Source organism: Ramlibacter paludis, assembly GCF_022012305.1.
Taxonomy (GTDB): Bacteria; Pseudomonadota; Gammaproteobacteria; order Burkholderiales; family Burkholderiaceae_C; genus Ramlibacter; species Ramlibacter paludis.
The window spans coordinates 527071-546275 of the sequence record NZ_JAKLTM010000002.1 but is presented as its reverse complement, the minus strand read 5'-3'; the positions used below and the strand labels follow the sequence as shown (position 1 = coordinate 546275).

The following is a 19205-nucleotide window of genomic DNA, read 5'->3' as shown; positions in this document are numbered from 1 at the left end:
CGACGTGAACATGTGGACTCCAGGACGCTCGCTCTCTCAACCGCGGCGCGCACCTATGCGCCCTAACCAAACTGCCATCCTGAACCGCGGGTCCGACGCGAGCGAAGAGGGTGGCCACGTCGTCCAGCCCCCGCGCAAGCCAGTGAAAAAGATGCACGAGCTCCTTGTCGGTGCCAAGCCTCACTTCCTGAAGACGCGAAAGACGGAGGCGGAGCTGTTGCGGCCGTACAAGCGCCTGCTTGCCGACATTGTCGTATCAGAGAAGCGACTCGACGCGGCTCTGAGCATCGCCAACGACCTATTCCTCGGCTTGGATGCGAAAGGGCACCGTGTGACGCTCTCGCCACCAGACGCGCGGATGAGGCGTGCGCAGTTTGACGTGCGCGAAGTCCCAAGCAAGAACCACTACTACTACGGAATTTGGTCCCCCGACCGAATAACAGTGGTCTACGTCGGAAACGTGCCCATCGGCCTGACGTTGTTTGAGACGACTGAGGAAATCGAAACCGTTTATGACCACGGCAAGTACGTTCCTGTTCGGGACCTTAGCGCGGCGGAACTGCGGCGCTACCAAGGCCCCCATCATTGGAGAACAAAGCAAGAGGGCGCCACGGGCCGGTTTCGCCTGCAGGCTTACTGCCCGCATCAGATGGTTGCATGGACGAGACAATGGCGCGCGGTAACCGCGAAGGAGCTGGTGTCGCTTGTACCTGTGGTCGTTCAGGAGTTGGAGGCCGCCGCTCCCTTTCTCGTTAGCCAGGTCGTAGAAGCCGAGGCACGTGCCGAGGCCCAGCGTAGACAATGGGCGGAGGAAAGTAGGCTGCGACGCGAAGAAGAGGAACGCCGCAGGCAAGCCAAGCTCCGTCAGGATGCGACGAGCGACCTCCTCGCTGCAATCGACGCGTGGGAACGTGCCAGGCGGATTCAGGACTGGTTCGCAGCGGTGGTCCGCCAAGCTCAAGACCTCGCAGACGAAGACCGACTGCAGGTGCTTGGGCGGCTTGAGCAGGCAAGAGCGCTTGTTGGCGGCGCGGACCCCTTGGAACTGCTCAAGCGATGGAAGACCCCGCGGGAGCGTGAGTAGACGCGGCTAATGGTGGGCGGGTGCTGCAGCATGGAGCACGCCAGAGTACGGACAGCAGGCCCCGTACGTGTCCGCTTCAGACTTGAGCGCGGACTTGAACCACAACCCCACTACGGCAACGGCCGTCCCCCGCATCTCAACGCCCGACGGCGAATAGGTTAGACATCAGGAGGGCCACCTTGCAGCGCTTCACATCTGGATGGCGCTCACCGAGCACCCGAGACCTCACGGCCGAGCAGCATTCAGGGTCGAAATCGTGGACGTAGGGCGAAACTCCGGCGGCTCACTGTTTGTTCGGTTGACCTGGACTGCGAGGTGCTTCAGGATGCGCACGATTAGGGGGGGGTGCATGGCATCGCGCACCGACCCTGGCCGGTCGCATCCAGCGCGGGCACAGCTCACCGAGCGCATAGAAGAGTGCTCCGAGTTGCGAACCCACGCCCTGCGGAATACGGAATCCACGCCCTGACCAGGCAGGCGACAGGTTTTCCCGATTATCTGGTGGAGCAGCTCCTGCGGTAGTCGAATGCACTCGTGACGATGGCTGGGATGCTGGTTGCGCTCTTTGGCAACCGAGACGACGCTAGGCAGCGGATGCGAGGCATCCAGCGGCCGCATGCCCAGTGCTTGCCGCAGTTGCTCCTTCCCCCGGCATGACTTAATTGGGGGAGTGGAGTTCGCCTCCCCCTCCGCTGCGTCAACCGGCGGCTGTGAACAACTCCAGGTCGCGCTAGTGCGCCAGCTGCAGGCAGGCGTCGAACTGCAGGCAATTCCCGGCGCACAAGTGGAAAAGCGCCGCAGCTGAGCAGCAGGTCAGAGGGCGCGACAGGGGGACGACCTGACTACTCGCCGCGAAGTTGGTGCTTGCGGCCGCGGCCGAAGCAACTATGCTTGTCAGGCGGGAGGGCAAATCCGATGCTCAAGCCGTTTAGGAAACCTAGTGAAAGGTTAAAGCGGCCTCCCAGTGGCGCGGACTTCAAAGTCGACGACGACCCGAGGCACATCCTGCTCCGGCAGGTCTTCCGCTTCATTAACTTGAGGCTCGGATGGCCGCTCGCAGCCGTTCTTTCTGTAGCGGTTGCGCTATGGGCAGAATGGGATAAGGCAACAACACTCCCGGGTGTTCGCTGGGTCCTCACGCAGGCAGATGAACTCCGCACCCTTCCGCGAGCGCGAGGCGACCGTTTTGCCATCGTAATACCTAAGCTGGAGAACGATAAGGACGGAACGCAGCGGGTTCTCATCAGTGATGCGCTGGTTGGCCACTTTGGGAGCGATGAGGTGCAACTTCTCCTGATAGACCGCAGTATTGCAATTACCGCTGATGGAATGCCGCAGGAAGCTATCAAGGCAGGCCATGAACGCGCACGCCGCCTGCTCAAAGAGACAAACGCTAATGTGATGATTTGGGGCCAAGTTCTCGACAGCAAGGCCGGCGTCCCGATGCGCTTGCACTGGACCATCGACTCCGACGCGACTCCCGCAAAGCCTTCCGGAAAGTATCGGCTATCCGAGGCGAACTATGACCTGCCTGAGTTATTCTGGACTGATATGGCGGATGTGCTGAGTCTTTTGGCGTGGAGCCAATTGGAAGCTTATATCCCACGAAGTTCCAATACCGTTGCACCTAATCAACTCATACCGTTCATAGGGCGTATTCGTCAGCTGATTTCCAACAAGACCCTGAGTGCGCCGCATAGGGCATCCATCCAGGCCATTCTAGCCAGTGCACTAACAATTGTCGCGACGCAGCGCGAGGACGAACCTGCTCCGGGTGCTCAAGGCGATGATGAACGCACGCTGAGCGAGGCCGTAGACATGTTCCGCGAGGCGCTGAAGGAGCTGAGTCGTGAGCGCGCTCCACTTAATTGGGCAGCGACGAATAACAACCTCGGTGCAGCTCTCCTGGCACTGGGCAACCGCGGTGCACAAAAGGCCGTGCCTGAGCAAGCGGCAGCGGCGTTCAGTGAGGCGCTAAAAGAATACAAGCGCAGGGAAATGCCGCTGCGGTGGGCCCGCACTCAGAACAATGTGGCACTCGCGCTCTCGGCCATAGCTAAACACGAGATGGGCACGGCGCGGCTGGAGGAGGCTGTGCTCGTGTACCAAGAAGCCTTGCAGGAAGGCACCCGCGAGCGCGCACCATTAGTGTGGGCGGAGATTCAGAGCCACTTAGGTACGGCGCTTGCGGAGCTGGGCGAACGCGAGGGGAGCAAGGCGCGGCTTGAGCAGGCGATTGAAGCGTACCAAGCGGCACTTAACGAACGTACTTACGAGCGGGTCCCCATGGACTGGGCTGAGACGCTATACAACCTGGGAAACGCATTTCTGTACCTCGGCGAAAACCAGCCGGGATGGGGTCGCTTGCGGCACGCCGTCATGGCATACGAGCAGGCGCTAAAAGCTCGCACACGTGAACGCGTGCCTTTGTTGTGGGCGCGCACCAAGAACAACCTGGCTGGCGCGCTTCTGGCGCTTGGTAAGCGAGAATCGAGCAAGGCGCTACTGGAGCAGGCGATAAGTGCATATCAGGAGACGCTCAGTGTCTTTAACCGTGAGCGGATGCCTCTTGAGTGGGCGACTACGCAGAATAACCTGGGAAATGTGCTAGCGGAAATCGGGGAACGCGAGCCTAGCAAGGCACACCTGCTACGAGCTGTTGCTTGCTATGAAGAAGCGTTGAAAGAACGCACGCGCAAGCGCGTCCCGTTGGATTGGGCACAGACTCAAAACAATCTTGCCTTGGCCTTTGCGGCTCTCGGTAGGCTTGAGTCGGACACGTCGCGACTCGAGCATGCGGTTGTTGCATACCAGCAAGCACTGAAAGAAACCAATCGCGAACGCAAACCTCTGGAATGGGCAACCATGCAGAACAACCTTGGGAACGTGCTCGCCGACCTCGGAGAGGCCGAGCCGGGAACGGCCCGATTAGAGCGGGCGGTACTGGCATATCAGAATGCGTTGAAGGAACGCACTCGCCTGCGGGTGCCGCTCCAATGGGCGGAGACGCAGCACAATATAGGCACTGTGCTTCAAAGCCTCGGCGAGCGCGAATCGAGCACCGTCCGACTTCAACAAGCCGTCCAAGCGTACGAAAATACTTTGAAGGAACGTACCCGCGAACGCCTTCCGCTGGAGTGGGCATCAACGCAGCACAATTTGGCCCGGACATTCCTTGCGCTCGCCGAGCGCGAGCCGGGAACCGCGCGGCTAGAACAAGCCATACAAGCGTATCAGGAAGCGCTGAAGGAAATCACACTTCAGAGCGCGCCGGTTGACTTCAACGTCGCCAACCAGGGCCTTGAAGCGGCTAGAACCGTATTGGACGTCCGTAAACGTGGTAGCTAAGCGGTTGTCTAGGGCGCGATTGTCGCAGCTTCAGCTAAGGTGCACCTTGGGCGAGAGCTCCCTATTCACGAATACCTAAGAGCCAGCGGCTGGGGGTCTGGCAGAGCGGAGGCCCGGCTCGTTGCCGTGCAGGAGATTGTTCAGCGTACTCTGAACTGGTGCAGTGCATCAAAAAAGGTCGCGAACGATGGCTCTATGGTTATTGGGCTGTTGTTCGAGGGCACGACGGGCAGCCGGCTTCGCTAGATGCCAGTCACGTGCAATCATCGGCCGCGAAAGTGAAAAATCCTGGAGGAGCGGCATGTCTGAGGCGCCTGCAACTTCTGTTTGTGGCCGACGTGGCCATGTTCACCACGGAATCAGTGTCTCCCACCAAGCCTCGGGCGCCAGGGCGCCATCTTCTCAGCCAAACAGACTTGCAGCGCATGCAGGGGGCGTTGCTCGCAACGGCGGCGGCGCAGTTCCTAAAGGAAGCTACATCGGGCGTATGCAGCGCCACTTGGCGCAAGCCTCACGCGGGAAGTCTGCCAAATGAGCCGCACCCCCGCGCAAGAACAGCATGACAACGACAGCCACTCGAATCAGCTGAACCCCAATAACGACGAGTACTGGCGCTCTCGGGGCGAAGACGGGGCGTCCAAACGACTGGGAGGAGCGCCAGCAAGAGCAGGACTAATCATCCCATCCAGCTCGCCCAGGGCTCGGTCCCCGTGCTTTGGGCGGCCAGGCCATCCCGTCGCCAGCGCCAAAGTTGGTCGTAGCCCGAGTCCAAGATTATGAATGACCTCAGCTTGTGCTCAGGAGTCACTGAGACCAGGGTGTTTTGCCAGTAGATTGCAACGGCAGCGAGTGGCGCGGGAAAAGTTACGCCGTGCTTGAGACCGAAATGGGTAGCGAAATGACCCCAGCGGTTTTCGAAGTGCTGAAAACTGAGCTTCGTCGTGCCGTCGAACAAGTTGCTAGCGTCTTCCGGGCGCATGCCCAAGGCGTCTGCCAGCTCCCCGGGGCGCGGCGGCTTAGCAGGCCAAGTTCGGTACCGCGCCCAGTGGTGCAGCGCATAGGAGGTCTGCAGAAGTCGACGCCCCGGCTTCTCGAGGCGCGCGGGACCGCTTCTCTTGGGCGCTACCAGCGCGAATACTGGCCGAGGTTCAAGGCGACTGAAGAAGTCGTTCCCCCAAATCGCATCGACCTGCGCGAACTGGTCGAAGAAGATTGCGGTCAGGAATTTGTCGGCGAGGGGAAAGACCTTCGCCCAGGTTTCTGCGTCCTCCCAGTCCGAAGCCCGAACCACTGCCAGCCGAAACTGTCATCTGTAACGTCCGGAGTGCCCGAACGCTCCCGACAAGCATCTTCTTGCAGTACGAGCCCCTACGGAAAGTAGCTGGTCCAATTCAGAAACGCGGGGACGACCAGGTCCTTGGGACCAGGCGCCACGTAGACCGAGATAGATGAAGTTGAGAGCCCTCCGCGGACGCCATCCCGGAGCATCGGCCGAGCGCCGCCTCCACTCCTGAGAGCCACGGCTCGGTCCCAGCGCCTGCGGCGGTTGGCCTAGAAGCGAGCAGCTCACCAGCGACGACCAGTAGTGGTACGCGGCACGGTATGGTACGGTGTTACGGTGGTACGGCGTTACGGCGTTACGGCGTTACGGTATGCGACATCGCGCAATAGGGATGACACGCTGCCGGCTCAGGCGCTTGGGACCTCACTGAATCGGAGGCGCTATGGTGAGCGTGCCTCGAAAGCACGAGTCTGGGCCAGAATTCAGTCGCGCTCGTCGCGCTCTTTCCGCGCTCGCTCCTACGCGCCCCGGCTCCCGACTCCGATGCCCGGTTCGCTTACACAGATTTCGAGAACTGTGCAAGAAAAACCGATAGCTGCTAAACCGGAACCGGCGCTAGCGGCCATGTTCAGTCATGCTCGCGGCGCATGACCCGACCCGGCCAGCTCACATTCGAAGAAGTCAAAGGAGCGTACGAGAATCTCGAAGCCGCAGGAAAGCCGATTTCCACCCGAAAAGTGCATGAGGAGCTAGCCTTCAGAGGCTCCCGCACGACACTGTGCGAGCACTACCGGGCGGTTGAACGTACTCGCAAAGCCGCGGAACCTGGAGATACACCGCCGTTGTCGGCGCTTGTTCTTCGGGAACTGGCGCGCGACATCGAGAGAGTTGTACAAGAGCGCACGTCGCAGCTGTCCGCAGAACTAGCTGACCTTGGAGCTTCGCTCGATGTGGTCGTTGCGGAGAACGAGGCATTCCGCGCTGCGAAGGCCGAGGCCGAATCGCGAGTTGCGGCATTGCAAGTCTCGGCGGTAGAGCAGTCCGGCATCACCGAAGCGCTTCGCTCCCAGAACGAGTCGCTTGCCAAGCAGCTGGATGCCGTCCACTCGGAAGCAAAAAGCGCCAGGCAGGCTCTTGCGATAGCCAGAGACCAGCTCCGGGAGTTAGAGGAACGCGCCGGCCGGCTAGAGGCACTTGGAGAGCGGACTAGAAACGAGGTCGCCGACGCCCTTCGTGTGGAAGCGGAGCTCAGGCAGCAGCTGGAAGCCAAGACGCACGAATGCATCGCGCTGCACTCGCGAGCTGATGCCGGGCGACAAATCGAAGGCCGCCTCGAGCACGCGGCAGCCAAGGTGGAGAAGCTGCACACCGAATTGGAGGAAACGAGAGGCAGGCTAGCCGCCTCGGAGGCGCAGCGAATCGGCTTGGCTGAGCGTCTAAAGGATGCACAGGATGCGCGGACCCGCGCAGAAGTTACCGGCCAGCAGCTGTTGCGGAAAGTCTTGGACAACACGCCGGGTCTTCAGGCGACTGATGCCAAGTGATGCTTTGGACCATCTCGCCGTCGGCACGCTGGTAGAAGAAGACGTCCGGATTGGCGCCGACGTTCGGCTTCGCGGCAACGTCAATGACCAGCCGTTTGCGCAAGAACTCAGTCTGACCAATTCAGTCGGTGAAGAGGGGGTGATGCTTTCTGACATGGCGATGCGAACGGTTAGCGGGTTGTGACATGGGTGGCTCGGTAAGCTCTCGTGTGTATCAGGAGCGCGTGCTGCGCGAAGCGTGTGACCCGCTGTTGCTTGCGAAGACGCACATGGGCACGTACGAGGTCCGATGCTGTGCGGCAGTGCTGGGGGATGACTTCCTGCTGGCCGGCTGCGCGGTGATTCGCACCAAAGAGGCCGGCATCCGCACGCCTGATTGGCTGCACCGGTGGGTGCGGCCGTTCTGTGAAGTGATGGAGCAGATGCGCGATTTCGTGCAGCGCGAGACGGCAGCTACACCTGGTTGGGCTTGGCAGGGGACCGGGGCGCAGTGGACAGCGTTCACCGAGGAGTACAAGGCCTGGGTCGCCAAAAGTCGTGGTTTCACCAGGGGTACGGTGCAATTCGCGTTCCGCGACTTTGTCGTGCGGTTACTTGCCGCCCGCGGTGTTATTCCGCCTGGGGTGTCACTCGGTGCCCTTATGGCACGCAAACCAAAGAAGCAGCGGCGCAGCGGTAAGAAGCCGGACCCTGCACTGCCGCTTCCACGCTATGTCGGCCTGACTGGACGAAGTGTGCTGGACGGGCGCCCCTACCTCGCCCTGGGTGAGCCCTTCGTGGAGGGCTACGTCAAGCTCGCATCGGAGCTGGCGGCAGATGCCGGAGTCGAAGACACGATTGAGGACTACCGCGAGACAGCTCGCAAGCTCCTTGCGTACATGCTTCAGGAGAAAGAGAGCGGGCGTCATGCCAGCCTCTTTTCCCAGTTAAGTAGCGGCCCCGCGGATGCAATCTCGCAGGACGAGTGGGAGGCGCTGCTCCACGAATGGCGTGAGCTTGAGCGTGAGAAGGGCGCGCGCGGGGGGGGGACCGGAAACTGGCGACGGCGGACAACGAGGTGTTGAGGGCGCGCAAGATTTGGATGCATCTAGCGCAGAACGACCTTGTGGTTTCCGTAGACCTACCAGGCTTCAAAGGCTCGCATCGACAAGCTCTGGCCGCACCGAGGAAGTCGCTCGCCCAACTGTTCACGCCAGAGTTGGTGGAGGGGGCCGTCAAAAGCTTGGTCACTAAGTTCGAGAAGTCGGACAAACCCCAGGCCAGGCAGTTCATCCAGGCGCTGTGTCAGGACGTCGGAGCCAAAGCCGTGGCGGCAATGACGTCGTCCGAGCTCGCAAAGGCAGCCATCGAGCTCAACGACCGACGCCTTGCGGCCATTCGCGAGTGCGCCGAGGCGGACTGCTTGGCATGGAGAGACCACTGGCGCAAAGGGCAGGTCCTGGTTGCCTCGCAAGGGCTTACGCCGGCAGAAATCCTCGCGCACTTCGATGAACTCAGCACCACGGCTGGCGAGAGGCAAAGGAGCTTCAACCAGCTGTTCACTCTCTCAACACCTGAAGTCGCGTTGGCCAACGCCGTCAAGTTCATGTTCGCTGAGAACGGCGGCCGAGTGTTAGGCGTGGGAAGCAACACTGGCCGGCATGACTGGCTTACCAAGAGGTATGGAGGACGACCGACGCTGCAAGCGTATCTGCACCCCCATATCCGGTTCGTCACGGGCCTGTATCTGATGCTCCTGGTCGATTCCGGCGCCAACGTCGAGGTTGTGCGCGAGACCCCGTTCAGTTGCTTCGGGGAGTTGGACAGCAAGGGCCAGCAGCTTGTGAAGTTTGGTCCCAAGCGAAGGGCTGGCGGCAAGCAAATCCGAGACTATCTCAACATCGAGCCGGAGCCTGGCCAGAAGCTGTCGTCCATACAGGGGTTGCAGGAGTACATCCAGGTGTCGGCAGCGATGCGCGAGATGGCGACCGATGAAGTTGCTGGTCGGTTGCTCCTGACGTGGGACACCGGCGGCGTCGTAGGTGCAGCCAAGGCCTACCGGCTGGCGGAGCAAGTAGATAAGTTCGTCCTGCGCCACTGGGAGCGGCTGCAGTTTCGCTTCACCGCTTCGTCCATCCGCGTGTCGGTGCTCATGGCGGTTCACCACCACCACCCGGCAGGGCTGCAGGCTGCCAAGGAGCGTGCCGACCACGAGGATGACGAAACCACGCTGGACCACTACACAGGAAAGTGGACCAACGAGCTGCTCTGGAGCGAGATGATTCGGGAGTATGTGGACCGGCTGCAGGCGATGGCCGTGGTCACCATCGACAAGGCTGCGGTGAAGCTTGGGATGTCCCAGCAGGTCTTCGACTGGCTGGTCTCAGAAGGCGCGCGAACAGGGCTCGGAATTGCGAGTCTCGACCCCATGGCTGGAGTCCAGAAGGCAACTGAATCTGCTGAAGCGTCGGAAGACAACCGCGTGTACTGGGTCGTCGCGACTATTGAAAACGTGGCCGACCTGCTCTACCTGAACCAGCACCTCAATCGTCAACAGAATGAACTCGCCGGAGAGGACATCTACGCCTGGGAGCAGTGTTGGCTGCCAACTTTGGCCTTCACCGAGGTTGCGCTTCGGAAGCTCGCCACAGGCGATACCGCGGACATCGTTGCACAAGCCAGAGACCTCGTCGCCAAGCGCCAGGACGAGTACGAGCCGTTCCCCCTTTACTGAGAAGCCGCAATGGGACAAGCACTTCAAAAACACACCTTCGGCGATGCAATTCCCGCTGCCCTCACGCGCCAGAAAGGCCGCAAACCGAAGTGGCTGCTCTCTGACTACGGGAGCCTCATTTGGGAGCTCTTTGACGTTGGAGACGCTCGGACAATAACCATCCACTGGGACGCTCCGCTGGGGGAGTTTGGCAGGCTGGGCGAGTATCGCCACTTGCTTGAGTCGGCCAAACGCTTGGTCTATGGCATCCGCACAGGCCCCTTCGCCACTGCAAGAGGCGCGCTGACGCAGTACACACTCGCTCAGAGCCTCTTCACGCTCATTTACTGGATGCTCTCTAGGCACATCGAAAAGTTCGAAGAGCTCGAGATGAGGCACGTCGAGGAGTTCAAGGCTGGCGCAGTGAGAGGTGCGCATGCGCTGCTGAATTCACGAGGCCGGCTGCAGCGTCTTATCGAGCAGAAGGTGGCTAGGGCAGGCTTCAGCCCTGAGGATTCTCAGGAGGAGCGGCTTGCGAAAAGCCTTGACTGCTTCCCTTGGCGCACCGCTAACTCTCAGGTGAGGCTGAATCGGCGCGAGTTCGTCGACCAACTTGGAGGGTCCCAGCACATCACGTCCGAAATCGCGGACGCCCTCTCGAAGCTGGAAGTAGCGTGCGGTTTCTACAGCGACCCCAAGCAGCGCGCGAGGGCGCTGAAGGATGCCACAGAATCCATCGCCGGGCTGAGCGCACCGGCAGCGAACGATGAAGGCTCTGAAGCCGACGCGGCCGTTACGCAAGCTTTGGCGGAAGAAGACAGAGAAGAGGACGAGGAGGAGGAGGAAGAAGCGGAGAAGGTTGAGGCGGAGGCTGGAGCTGCCGCGCAAGTCGGTGACATGCCACGTGGCAAAGGCGCGCCGAATCAGAATGCCGGCAAGCGTAACGGCTTGGTCAACCCCCAGCGCGTCAGCAACCTGTTGCTGCCGCTTCTCTTGCTGTACACACACCGGCGGTTCCTTGATGACCACATCTGCTTTCATCCGTTCAGGCACCGAGACCTGTCTGCTGAAATCAAGTCGCTGGGATTGGGCCGCGTGGGTCGCACCCCGACTGTGCCTGTAAAGGTGGCCATCACTCTCATTGAGCGGTCCGCAAGGTGGGTGATGGATTACGCGCGGCCGCTACTCGCCTTGATGAAGTGGGTCGAGAAACATGAGGGGGTGGACCGAAGGGACCTGCTCAAAATTGTGCGGGCGCGCCCCCCCAAGCTGGAGGGCCCTGCGTCTCCCTTCCCCATCATCCATCGAGGCAGAGCCAGACCTGAGGATGCTCTGGCGGACCTTGCGGAAGCAAGCGTGGCAGTGCGCTCCGGGCTGAGTCTTCGCACGGCTCTCGTGTTCCTGCAGACCGCCTGCGTTGTCATCGTTGCAGCCTTCACGGCACGCAGGGCTTCTGAAATCAGGTGCCTGAAGGCCGGGTGCATCGAGAAAGACAAGTCGGGGAAGTACTGGCTGCGAGTTTTCATTCACAAGACCCTGCAGGACTACACGTACATCCCGGTCCCGGACCTGGTCGTTAAGGCGGTGCGGGTGCTGGAGCGCTTGAGCAAGTCGGCTCGCGCCGCGAGTGGCACGGACTTCCTGCTGCAGGTGAAAGTGCCTGGCAGCGGCGAGGTGCGCGGCGTCAACTCGAAGGGCGAGCCAATCACTTCCATCCGCAACGACCTGCGCAACTTCGGCTTTTTCGTGGATGTGCCGCCCCTGGAGGATGGAACGAGGTGGTGCTTCGCGCCCCACCAGTTCAGGCGTTTCTTCGCGGTGATGTACGTGTGGGCCTATGACTACGGGGACATTGATGCCCTGTCCTTCCACCTGCGCCATTGGAACCGTAAACAGACGCGCCGCTATTGCACGGAAAAGCGCGTCGGCCGTCCCGTCACGGTCGCCAACCGCGAACGAGCAGCCCTCATCCTGTCCAGGGCAGCACTGGGTGAGCTCAAGTTCGCCGGCCGTCCGCGGCTGCTGAAGGCAGCCGAGCGCCTCTGTGCGCGCATGGCGCGATTCACCCATGTGATGACAGCAGAGAAAGCTGCTCCGCGCATCGGGCGCCTCCTGGAGCGGTCTGGCGCGAACATCGAAGCCTTTCTCTGGGGCTACTGCTTCTCCACAGCATCGGGCGAGGAGAGTGGTTCCGACTGCAACAAGGACTCGGGGACGCCGCGCACGGAGCGCGCCAGCCCCGGGACCTGCAGCGGGTGCTCGAAAATTCTGCGCTTCACGCCGCACCAGCGCTACCTGCGTGGCTGCTTTGATTCTCACAAGAAAGTCGCCGAGTCTGAACGTGCCCCTGCTCTGATGCGACAAGCGTCCAGGCGGATTGTCGCGAAGCTGGAGCTCGTGGAGGACATTTCATGAGAGCTGAGCACAACATTGCTGCCCAGCTACCTGAGACTCATGTCTCTGTCACTGAACATGAGCGAGCCAAGAGCAACTTCGACGCCAAGTTCAACGAGCTCGAGAGAATCGTCAAAGACAAGAAGTGGGGCGAGTATCCTGATGACGGTTATCTGGTGGACTTTTGCAACTGGGAGGATGAAACGAAAGGGCTCAAGAAGGTGGCGCGGTCGATTCTTTACGACACTCTGATTGACGAGCGCGAGAAGGTCCAAACTCTCCTGAAGCAGTTCAGGGCTGGGCGCCGCAAGAGGGTGGTTCAGACAGACGAAGTTACGCAGCTCCAACAGCAATTGGACAAGTCGCTGAAGAAGGCCCAGAGCTACGTGAACCAGTACGTCGCCATCAGCATCGAGGTGACGAACTTGCGCGAGAAGGTCAAGAGCCTGACCGAGGACAATGCGCTTCTCGCCGCGAAAATCAACAAGGTCTCGCCTATCCGCGGCGTTGCTGCCAAGGGCACCGGCAAGGAGAACCGGCCTTGACATGCCGGATTGAGTTCACTGACGAGAGCTTCATCCACAACGGGATTTCGCGCTCACTTCTGCCGCAACTTGTCGATTCCAGCTCGTGCTTCATCGAGCCCTTCTGCCACTACCTGCGACACACTTTCTTGAGGGAAGGACTTCGGGAGGGTTCGGTGGGCGCCATCGCCGAACGCTTGCTGCATCTTTGTAACTTCATCGAGCGCCGGATTGCGCAAGACGCCAAGCTGCCGGTGGTGGGTCAGCTATTCCTTGGCGCTTCCACAGTAGGCCAGGTGCTTCCCAGGTTCTGCGACGAGCAACTGGAGGCGTGGCTGGCTTCTCAGGAGCTCGCTGGCAACAAGCCCTCCACACGGCGCGACCGCTGCGATGCGGTCTTCAATTGCTTCTGCTGGCTTGAAATCAAGGGACTTGTCACACACTCCGTGCGTATACCTGGACTGACGGATGACGAAAAATTTAAGCCCAGACTGAGCTGCAAACTTGCCCGCACGCTTCCCGACAAGCCCCGTGCCAAGTATGGCGTCGTGTCGGCGCTGCGGCCCAGGGACACCAGGAGAGAGCAGCTTCCCATCCCAAGCGACGACGACATCGAGAAGCTGCTTACCCAGGTCCAAAGGCTCTTCGGAAGGGGGACCGCCGAGCGCGACACGCTTTTGATTCGCTGGTATCGCCTGGATGGTTTGCGCCGCATCGAATGGGTGAACCTGAAGGTCAAGAACATTCCATCTGAGCGAGAAATTGACAAGTTGATGTTCGACGGCTTGACGAAGTCGGTCGACCTTGATGTGACCAAGGGCGGCAGGGTGCAGTCGGTCGACGTCTTGCCGGACCTGCTGCAGGAGACCCGTGAGTACATCCACGGGACCAGGGCTGACATCGTCAAGCGATTCAAGAAGAAGTACGGAGAAGAGTACAAGGAGCCGCCAGAGATTTTTCTGTCGAACAAGACGGGCAAGGCTCTGAACAAGCGCAGCGTCAGTAACTTGCTGCGGAAGGTGTTCGATGCTGCGGGTGTTGATGGCCACGGACACCGCTTGCGTGCCACGTATCTCAATAGCCGCACTGGCGCGGAAACTGAGGCTGAGGAGATTGCCGTCGTCCAGTCAGGCGGACTGAAACACGCCATTAACTACCACAACGTCGAGCTCAGGGTCACAGAGGCTGCGCGCTCCAGTAGTCCAGAAGCAGTAGCGCCGTACATCGACGCGAAGCGCAAGCAGCGTTCCAAGGTGCGCGGGCTCGACGAGTACGTCACCATGGACTCCCAGATTGCCGAGCGAAAGCAGGCCCTCGCGGTCACCACGGAGCAGGTCAGGCGGGCCCGAGAGGAACTCGCCGAAGTACAGGCCCAAACAGCAGCAGCTCGCAAGGAAAAGAGCCCAAGGCGCCACGCTCCCAAACGGGGGCGCCAGGCTGCTCAAGTATCATGACTACCAAGCTGGAGCAAACGAAATGCGCGAGTATTTGGAGCTAGTTCAACAGGTCTTCGAACAGGGCCAGTGGCAGGAGAACCGTACCGGTGTGCGCACCCTGAGCGTGCCTGGCGCGATGATGCGCATGGACCTGAAGAAGGGGTTCCCTGCAGTCACAACCAAGAAGCTTGCGTTCAAATCTGCCATCGGAGAGATGGTGGGTTTTTTGCGCGGGAGCAGGAGTGCCGCCGACTTCAGGAAGCTTGGCTGCAAGGTGTGGGACCAGAACGCCAATGAGAACAAGCAGTGGCTTGAGAACCCGTTTCGCCAGGGGCCTGACGACCTGGGGCCTGTCTATGGGGTCCAGTGGCGCCAATGGCCAGCCTTCAAGATGCTCAGCCCTGACTTTGTGCGGATTGAATCAGCCAAATCTGCGGGCTACCGGGTCGTGGGCCATGTGCAGCCCTACGACGAGGAGGAGGTGGTCATACTCCACAAGGATGTAGACCAGTTGCGGCACTGCCTGGACACCATCATCAAAGACCCGTCGAGCCGACGCATTCTTTTCCACGGCTGGAATTGGGCACAGCTTGACGAGATGGCACTGCCCCCTTGCCATCTGCTCTATCAGTTCCTTGTGAATAAGGGCTCAGGCGAGATTTCGTTGTGCCTGTACGTGCGTTCAAACGACCTTGGGTTGGGCACTCCTTTCAACCTTACAGAAGGTGCGGCGCTACTGCACTTGGTTGGGCGTCTCACCGGCTATACGCCGCGGTGGTTCACGTACTTTATCGGTGATGCGCACATCTACGAGAACCACGTGGACATGCTCCAGGAGCAACTCAAGCGCGAGCCATTCCCGCCTCCGCGGCTGGTCATCGCTGACCGCGTTCCCGAATACAGCAAGACCGGCATATACGAACCTGAGTGGCTGGAGAAGGTGGAGCCCTCAGACTTCACTCTGGAGGGATATCAGCACCATCCGCCACTGACCGCGCCGATGGCGGTTTGAAACCTGCGACCTCAGCGGACAACGCTCAATGGTTCAGAACAAGAGCGTGAAAATCATCAGTGCCGCGCATAAGCGCTCGGACGGTGGCTCCATCATCACGCTCGTCAAGAATTTCGGCCATGAGGTTCTGACCGTCATGGTCCGGGGTGAGTACTGCCAGGCCGTGAGCGTGGCAGACAACAGCTTTGGCGGGCTGTCAACCAGGGAAGTGGAACTGACCGCGGAAGAACGCAACGTCGTTCTTGGCAGGCACCTGAGCCTGGCGCATGCCGAGGTCACGGCAGCCAAGGAAGAGGTGCAGTACTGGCAAGCTCGCCCGGACTATCCGAATGCGGAGAATCTGGTTGCGATGGCCGAGAAGCAGCTTGCCTACTTCGAGCGCCAGATGCAGGTTGCCAGCAGTGCCGTGTTGCAGGCAAGACGTGCCGCGCGAAAGCCGGTAGAGCCGGCGCGGGCGCTGGATGCCGGCAGCAGCCGCTCCCGTAGAGGGTCGGCGGCGTCGACGGGCAAGAAGACAGTCAGCTGCGCGCCAGCGACCTGACCACGCCTGTCGCGGCAAAGCGGTCAACATCCCGGCGCGCCCAAGATGACTTGGCGGCGCGCCCCGCTCACTCGTCGCTGTTCTCGGCCGTTTCGGAGCCTTCACGGGACTCATAGTCGGAAGCCTGTTCCTCGGCGGCTTGCGCTTCGCGCTGCCGTTCAAGTTCGTCCCGCATCGCCTTCACCAAGGGCCCGACGCCCTGGGCCACTTCGCGAAAGCTGTCTTCCTTCAGCAGTGCGCGCTTGCCCTCGAACCGCAGCACTTCGCAGTCATCTGGTTTTTGCCAGCCGGGTGGTTGGGATACATTGGCGACAAAAATCTGGTGAGCCTTGGACTGCTCAAAAATCGTGGTGAGCACGTCGGCAAAGTTCTCATCCCCTAAGTCTTGCTGCCTGGGCGAGTCGACGATGAAGGGGAGCCGCGGGCTGTCCCCCGTCGATTCAGCAGTCGCGATGAGCGCCATGTACATGGACAGGTACACCCGCGGACCAGAGCTGCCCTGCGCAAGGCGGGGACGTGCCCCGATGCTCAGGCGCGCGACTTCGCTCGGGTTGACCCCCAGCCGGTCGGCATATGACAGCAGCTCCTCCTTGTAGCGGGCGCGCACGCGGTCCTCACGGCCCTTATCGGTGAACTTGGCAAGCTCGGCGTCCAGCTCCTCCTGCTCTTCTTGCAAGGCGTCAATCTGCGCGCGAATGTCGCGGCGACTGGAGTTATAGGCGAGCTCGAGGGTATCGCGACTTTTGGCAGCAACGACGTCAAGGACGGTCTTGCTCTCGTGTTTGCGCGACAGGGACTGACGCACTCGCTCCAGGCCAGCGCGGACATTGCGCAGCTTGGCTTGCAACTCAGCCTCTTTGGTCCGCAGACTTTCAATCTGCTCGCGAACCGCCAGCACCAGCTGATGCGCGTCCTGCGCGTCACCCGCGAGCTCGATTCGCGCCGCAAAGGAAGTCTTGTGAAGTTGGCCGCAGGTCGGGCACTCCACGCCCGTGTCGTCCGGATAGCGCGACAAGTACGCCAAGTCGTCGACAAGAGCCTGCTCCGAACGCGCCGCCATCTTCAGCTGCGAGTGCTTCTCCTGGCGTGTCATGGCGACGTCGACTAGCGCGGTGCGCAGTTCTTCCTCGTCTCGAGTCAGCTCAGTCACCCGCTGCGCAAGCTCCTGCAGGTCCTGCGCGAAGAGGCTTTCGTCCAGAGTCGCGTCAGCCGGAGGGAGCAGGGCAGTGACCTGCTTGAACGAGCGCTCCTGCAGTCGGTCCTGGCTGCGTGCTTCCTTCAGCTTGAAAGCAATTTCGTTCTTCCGCAAGCCGGCTTCATAGTATCGCAGCGGTCGCAGCCCAGTGAACGACTCGAAGACGGGCTTTTCCCAACCTACGAATGCCGTGAGGTATCCGAAGTTATCCCACTTGAGCCCCCAGCCGCCTTCCTGGTCGATGTAATAGGGCAGCACGGCATAGTTTGGTCCGGCAAAGCCGTAGCTGCCTTCCTTCTGGCCCTGCAGCCTCAGGGTGTACTCGAACGTCTCCGCGAAGAACTCTGCCCATCGCGCGCCACTCTCCGTTGCGAAAAGGAGTTTGCCGTCATGGTCGAACGCGGCGCGCATGCGCATGCCCTGGCGAACGAAGGTGTATCGCTTGGCGCCGACAGACAGCTCCAGCGCGGCTACAACGTTGCTGTCCCAGTCGCCCGCAGCGCGCCTGGGCTCGCAACCGAGCGCCCAAACCGCGTGTTTCAGGACACGGGATTTGCCTGACTCATTGGGCCCGACCAGCAGATTCTTGTGCGGGCTGAAGGCTACCCGCCGCGCGTTGCCGTCTCTTTCGGAGATTAGTGAGAGCGCGTGAAAGGTCACGGTTCGCTTCATTGCCCGTCCTCAGGTTGCGAATCAGGCGGAAGAGATGGTAGGTGTTTTGTTGGGGCTGCATCTTCGTAAATCATCGCCATGAGACAGTACAGGTACTCCCGCTTATACGCGCTTGCATCAGCGGGACATTCGGTCTTGAAGTCGTCGAACCATTGCTGAAGCAGCTGTACCAGTGAGGTGGCCGCGTGATATTCGCCATGCTGCTCGTAGACGCTGCGAAGGCGCGCAGTCACAAGGGGTGCAGGACCCGCTCGGTCTTTGATGTCGCTGCAGGAGCGCGGCACCTCGCGGCTCATCTGCCGGCGAGTGTCCAGCGGCGCTCCCTCCGCAGCCAGGTTGCTGATGAAGGTTTTCAGAAGCTCGCTCGTGGGCGCCGTGTGCTGGTTGGCCGCGGTGAGGTACTTGTTCACGTCCTTGCGTGTCAACGCACGCTCGAGAAGCTCCGGCAAGTTCTTTGCCATCTTCTTGTTACCGGCAAGAATTTTCACGTGCGACCCGATGGCAAGAACCGCGAGGAACGACGCCGACCCCTCCATGGGCTCCATCGCGTCATCGAACTGCATCTTGGCTAGCTCGCCGATGACGTGCAGGTGCCCGTTGTTCACAGGGCAGTCCGTGGTGCGCAGCCAGAAGTCGCTGAGGTCAAGGGTCTCGCCGTCACCCAGGCGGAGTTGCTTGGCCAGGGCCTCCTTGACCCGCTGCAGTTCCTTGCCGGGCAGCTTGTCCAGTTCGACGTGCGGCGCGGTGACGACCTTCGCGTCGTCACCCTCAATTCTGAACTGGGCCTCGGATGCGAACTCCAGCGTGCACCCGGCCAAGTCCGTAAAACGGGTGCGCTGCTTGTAGAGCTTGCTCAGGATGGACTGCTTGGGCGCGGTGGGCTTTTTAGGCTTTTTCTTCTTGCCGTCATGGGCGTCATCTGCCGGCGCGGGCACTTTAGGGTCCGCCACGGCGTCGTCATTTGCCGCGGCCTCCGAGTCCGCCGCATCCTCGCCCTGAATCAGGGAAGCCAAGGTCCACACGACACCGGTCTCGTGCTTCTTGAGCTGGATGAAGCGGACCTTGTCGGGAGCCGTGGGCGAGTTCAGGATGGCCACGTCCTGCTGCCACTCCATGACGACGGCGTAGTTGCCGCCCTTGGCGTGCTCCCGCAGGGCCTCTAAGACCGCATTCCAAATCTGAAAGGTGAAACCGCGAATCGCGTGGCGGCCACCGGTTTCGTCGCCCGAGAAGTCCCGGAACATGTCCGAGATGACTTTCTCGATGGAGCCGTCGCCGGCGTTGGACTCGCCTGAGGTCGACTCATTAGCCTCGGGCCCGGCGGCGGGTGACCCGTCGGTCGCACTCACGAGTTGACCGTACCGGACAGGGTTTGCCTGCGGGCGCCCGCGGTCTGCCGCAGGGGCCTGTGGCTCGAGGGCCGGCGGGCAGTGGCTCCCCGGCAGGGCCAGTTTTGGGACCAGAGAACACAGGACCTCTCG

13 protein-coding genes and 1 pseudogene are annotated in these 19205 nt (G+C 60.9%); 11 read left to right on the top strand and 3 right to left on the bottom strand.

What is annotated here, in order from left to right:
- Positions 1 to 151 precede the first annotated feature (151 nt).
- Together LZ009_RS09335 and LZ009_RS09330 are read left to right on the top strand one after the other, a co-directional pair.
- On the top strand, positions 152 to 1084 hold the full coding sequence (locus tag LZ009_RS09335; protein WP_275697634.1) for a hypothetical protein: 933 nt from the start codon (positions 152 to 154) through the stop codon (positions 1082 to 1084).
- Positions 1085 to 1999: 915 nt separating this feature from the next.
- Positions 2000 to 4432 (top strand): tetratricopeptide repeat protein, encoded by a 2433-nt coding sequence (locus LZ009_RS09330; RefSeq protein ID WP_275697633.1) that lies wholly within the window; start codon positions 2000 to 2002, stop codon positions 4430 to 4432.
- Between the two features lie 676 nt (positions 4433 to 5108).
- Here the strand turns inward: LZ009_RS09330 and LZ009_RS09325 are convergent.
- Positions 5109 to 5723 carry a hypothetical protein gene (locus LZ009_RS09325; RefSeq protein WP_275697632.1) on the bottom strand — a complete coding sequence of 205 codons (615 nt, stop codon included), beginning with the start codon at positions 5721 to 5723 and terminating at the stop codon, positions 5109 to 5111.
- A gap of 638 nt (positions 5724 to 6361) precedes the next feature.
- Here LZ009_RS09325 and LZ009_RS09320 point away from each other — a divergent pair.
- The 9 genes from LZ009_RS09320 to LZ009_RS09280 are packed head-to-tail and all read left to right on the top strand — an operon-like array spanning position 6362 to position 15857.
- Positions 6362 to 7258, top strand: coding sequence for a DNA-binding protein (locus tag LZ009_RS09320; RefSeq protein WP_275697631.1), 897 nt, complete (start codon positions 6362 to 6364; stop codon positions 7256 to 7258).
- A gap of 4 nt (positions 7259 to 7262) precedes the next feature.
- Positions 7263 to 7442: a hypothetical protein gene (locus LZ009_RS09315; RefSeq protein WP_275697630.1), complete on the top strand. Its 180-nt coding sequence runs from the start codon at positions 7263 to 7265 to the stop codon at positions 7440 to 7442.
- A gap of 40 nt (positions 7443 to 7482) precedes the next feature.
- Positions 7483 to 8322 (top strand): hypothetical protein, encoded by an 840-nt coding sequence (locus LZ009_RS09310; RefSeq protein WP_275697629.1) that lies wholly within the window; start codon positions 7483 to 7485, stop codon positions 8320 to 8322.
- Entirely contained in the window at positions 8319 to 9971 is a 1653-nt protein-coding gene (locus LZ009_RS09305) for a hypothetical protein (RefSeq protein WP_275697628.1), read from the top strand. The genes LZ009_RS09310 and LZ009_RS09305 overlap by 4 nt, the downstream gene beginning before the upstream one ends.
- A 9-nt stretch (positions 9972 to 9980) precedes the next feature.
- Positions 9981 to 12365 carry a site-specific integrase gene (locus tag LZ009_RS09300; RefSeq protein WP_275697627.1) on the top strand — a complete coding sequence of 795 codons (2385 nt, stop codon included), beginning with the start codon at positions 9981 to 9983 and terminating at the stop codon, positions 12363 to 12365.
- On the top strand, positions 12362 to 12889 hold the full coding sequence (locus LZ009_RS09295; protein WP_275697626.1) for a hypothetical protein: 528 nt from the start codon (positions 12362 to 12364) through the stop codon (positions 12887 to 12889). Before LZ009_RS09300 ends, LZ009_RS09295 begins: the two co-directional genes overlap by 4 nt.
- Positions 12886 to 14322, top strand: coding sequence for a site-specific integrase (locus tag LZ009_RS09290; protein ID WP_275697625.1), 1437 nt, complete (start codon positions 12886 to 12888; stop codon positions 14320 to 14322). The genes LZ009_RS09295 and LZ009_RS09290 overlap by 4 nt, the downstream gene beginning before the upstream one ends.
- 22 nt (positions 14323 to 14344) lie before the next feature.
- Positions 14345 to 15316 carry a thymidylate synthase gene (locus LZ009_RS09285; protein WP_275697624.1) on the top strand — a complete coding sequence of 324 codons (972 nt, stop codon included), beginning with the start codon at positions 14345 to 14347 and terminating at the stop codon, positions 15314 to 15316.
- Positions 15317 to 15344: 28 nt separating this feature from the next.
- Positions 15345 to 15857 (top strand): hypothetical protein, encoded by a 513-nt coding sequence (locus LZ009_RS09280; protein ID WP_275697623.1) that lies wholly within the window; start codon positions 15345 to 15347, stop codon positions 15855 to 15857.
- A gap of 67 nt (positions 15858 to 15924) precedes the next feature.
- On the opposite strand, the gene LZ009_RS09275 is transcribed toward LZ009_RS09280, so the two are convergent.
- The gene (locus LZ009_RS09275; protein WP_275697622.1) at positions 15925 to 17724 is read right to left on the bottom strand and encodes a coiled-coil domain-containing protein; all 1800 of its coding nucleotides are present in this window, start codon (positions 17722 to 17724) and stop codon (positions 15925 to 15927) included.
- Between the two features lie 995 nt (positions 17725 to 18719).
- A pseudogene (locus tag LZ009_RS24345) lies at positions 18720 to 18968 on the bottom strand (dsDNA nuclease domain-containing protein); the annotation flags it as partial.
- Between the last annotated feature and the right edge of the window lie 237 nt (positions 18969 to 19205).

Excerpts from the sequence above, each read along its gene's own strand:
- LZ009_RS09335 (WP_275697634.1), top strand. The coding sequence starts at position 152 with ATGCACGAGCTCCTTGTCGGTGCCAAGCCTCACTTCCTGAAGACGCGA.
- LZ009_RS09330 (WP_275697633.1), top strand. The coding sequence starts at position 2,000 with ATGCTCAAGCCGTTTAGGAAACCTAGTGAAAGGTTAAAGCGGCCTCCC.
- LZ009_RS09320 (WP_275697631.1), top strand. The coding sequence starts at position 6,362 with ATGACCCGACCCGGCCAGCTCACATTCGAAGAAGTCAAAGGAGCGTAC.
- LZ009_RS09300 (WP_275697627.1), top strand. The coding sequence starts at position 9,981 with ATGGGACAAGCACTTCAAAAACACACCTTCGGCGATGCAATTCCCGCT.
- LZ009_RS09295 (WP_275697626.1), top strand. The coding sequence starts at position 12,362 with ATGAGAGCTGAGCACAACATTGCTGCCCAGCTACCTGAGACTCATGTC.
- LZ009_RS09285 (WP_275697624.1), top strand. The coding sequence starts at position 14,345 with ATGCGCGAGTATTTGGAGCTAGTTCAACAGGTCTTCGAACAGGGCCAG.
- LZ009_RS09280 (WP_275697623.1), top strand. The coding sequence starts at position 15,345 with ATGGTTCAGAACAAGAGCGTGAAAATCATCAGTGCCGCGCATAAGCGC.
- LZ009_RS09275 (WP_275697622.1), bottom strand. The coding sequence starts at position 17,724 with ATGAAGCGAACCGTGACCTTTCACGCGCTCTCACTAATCTCCGAAAGA.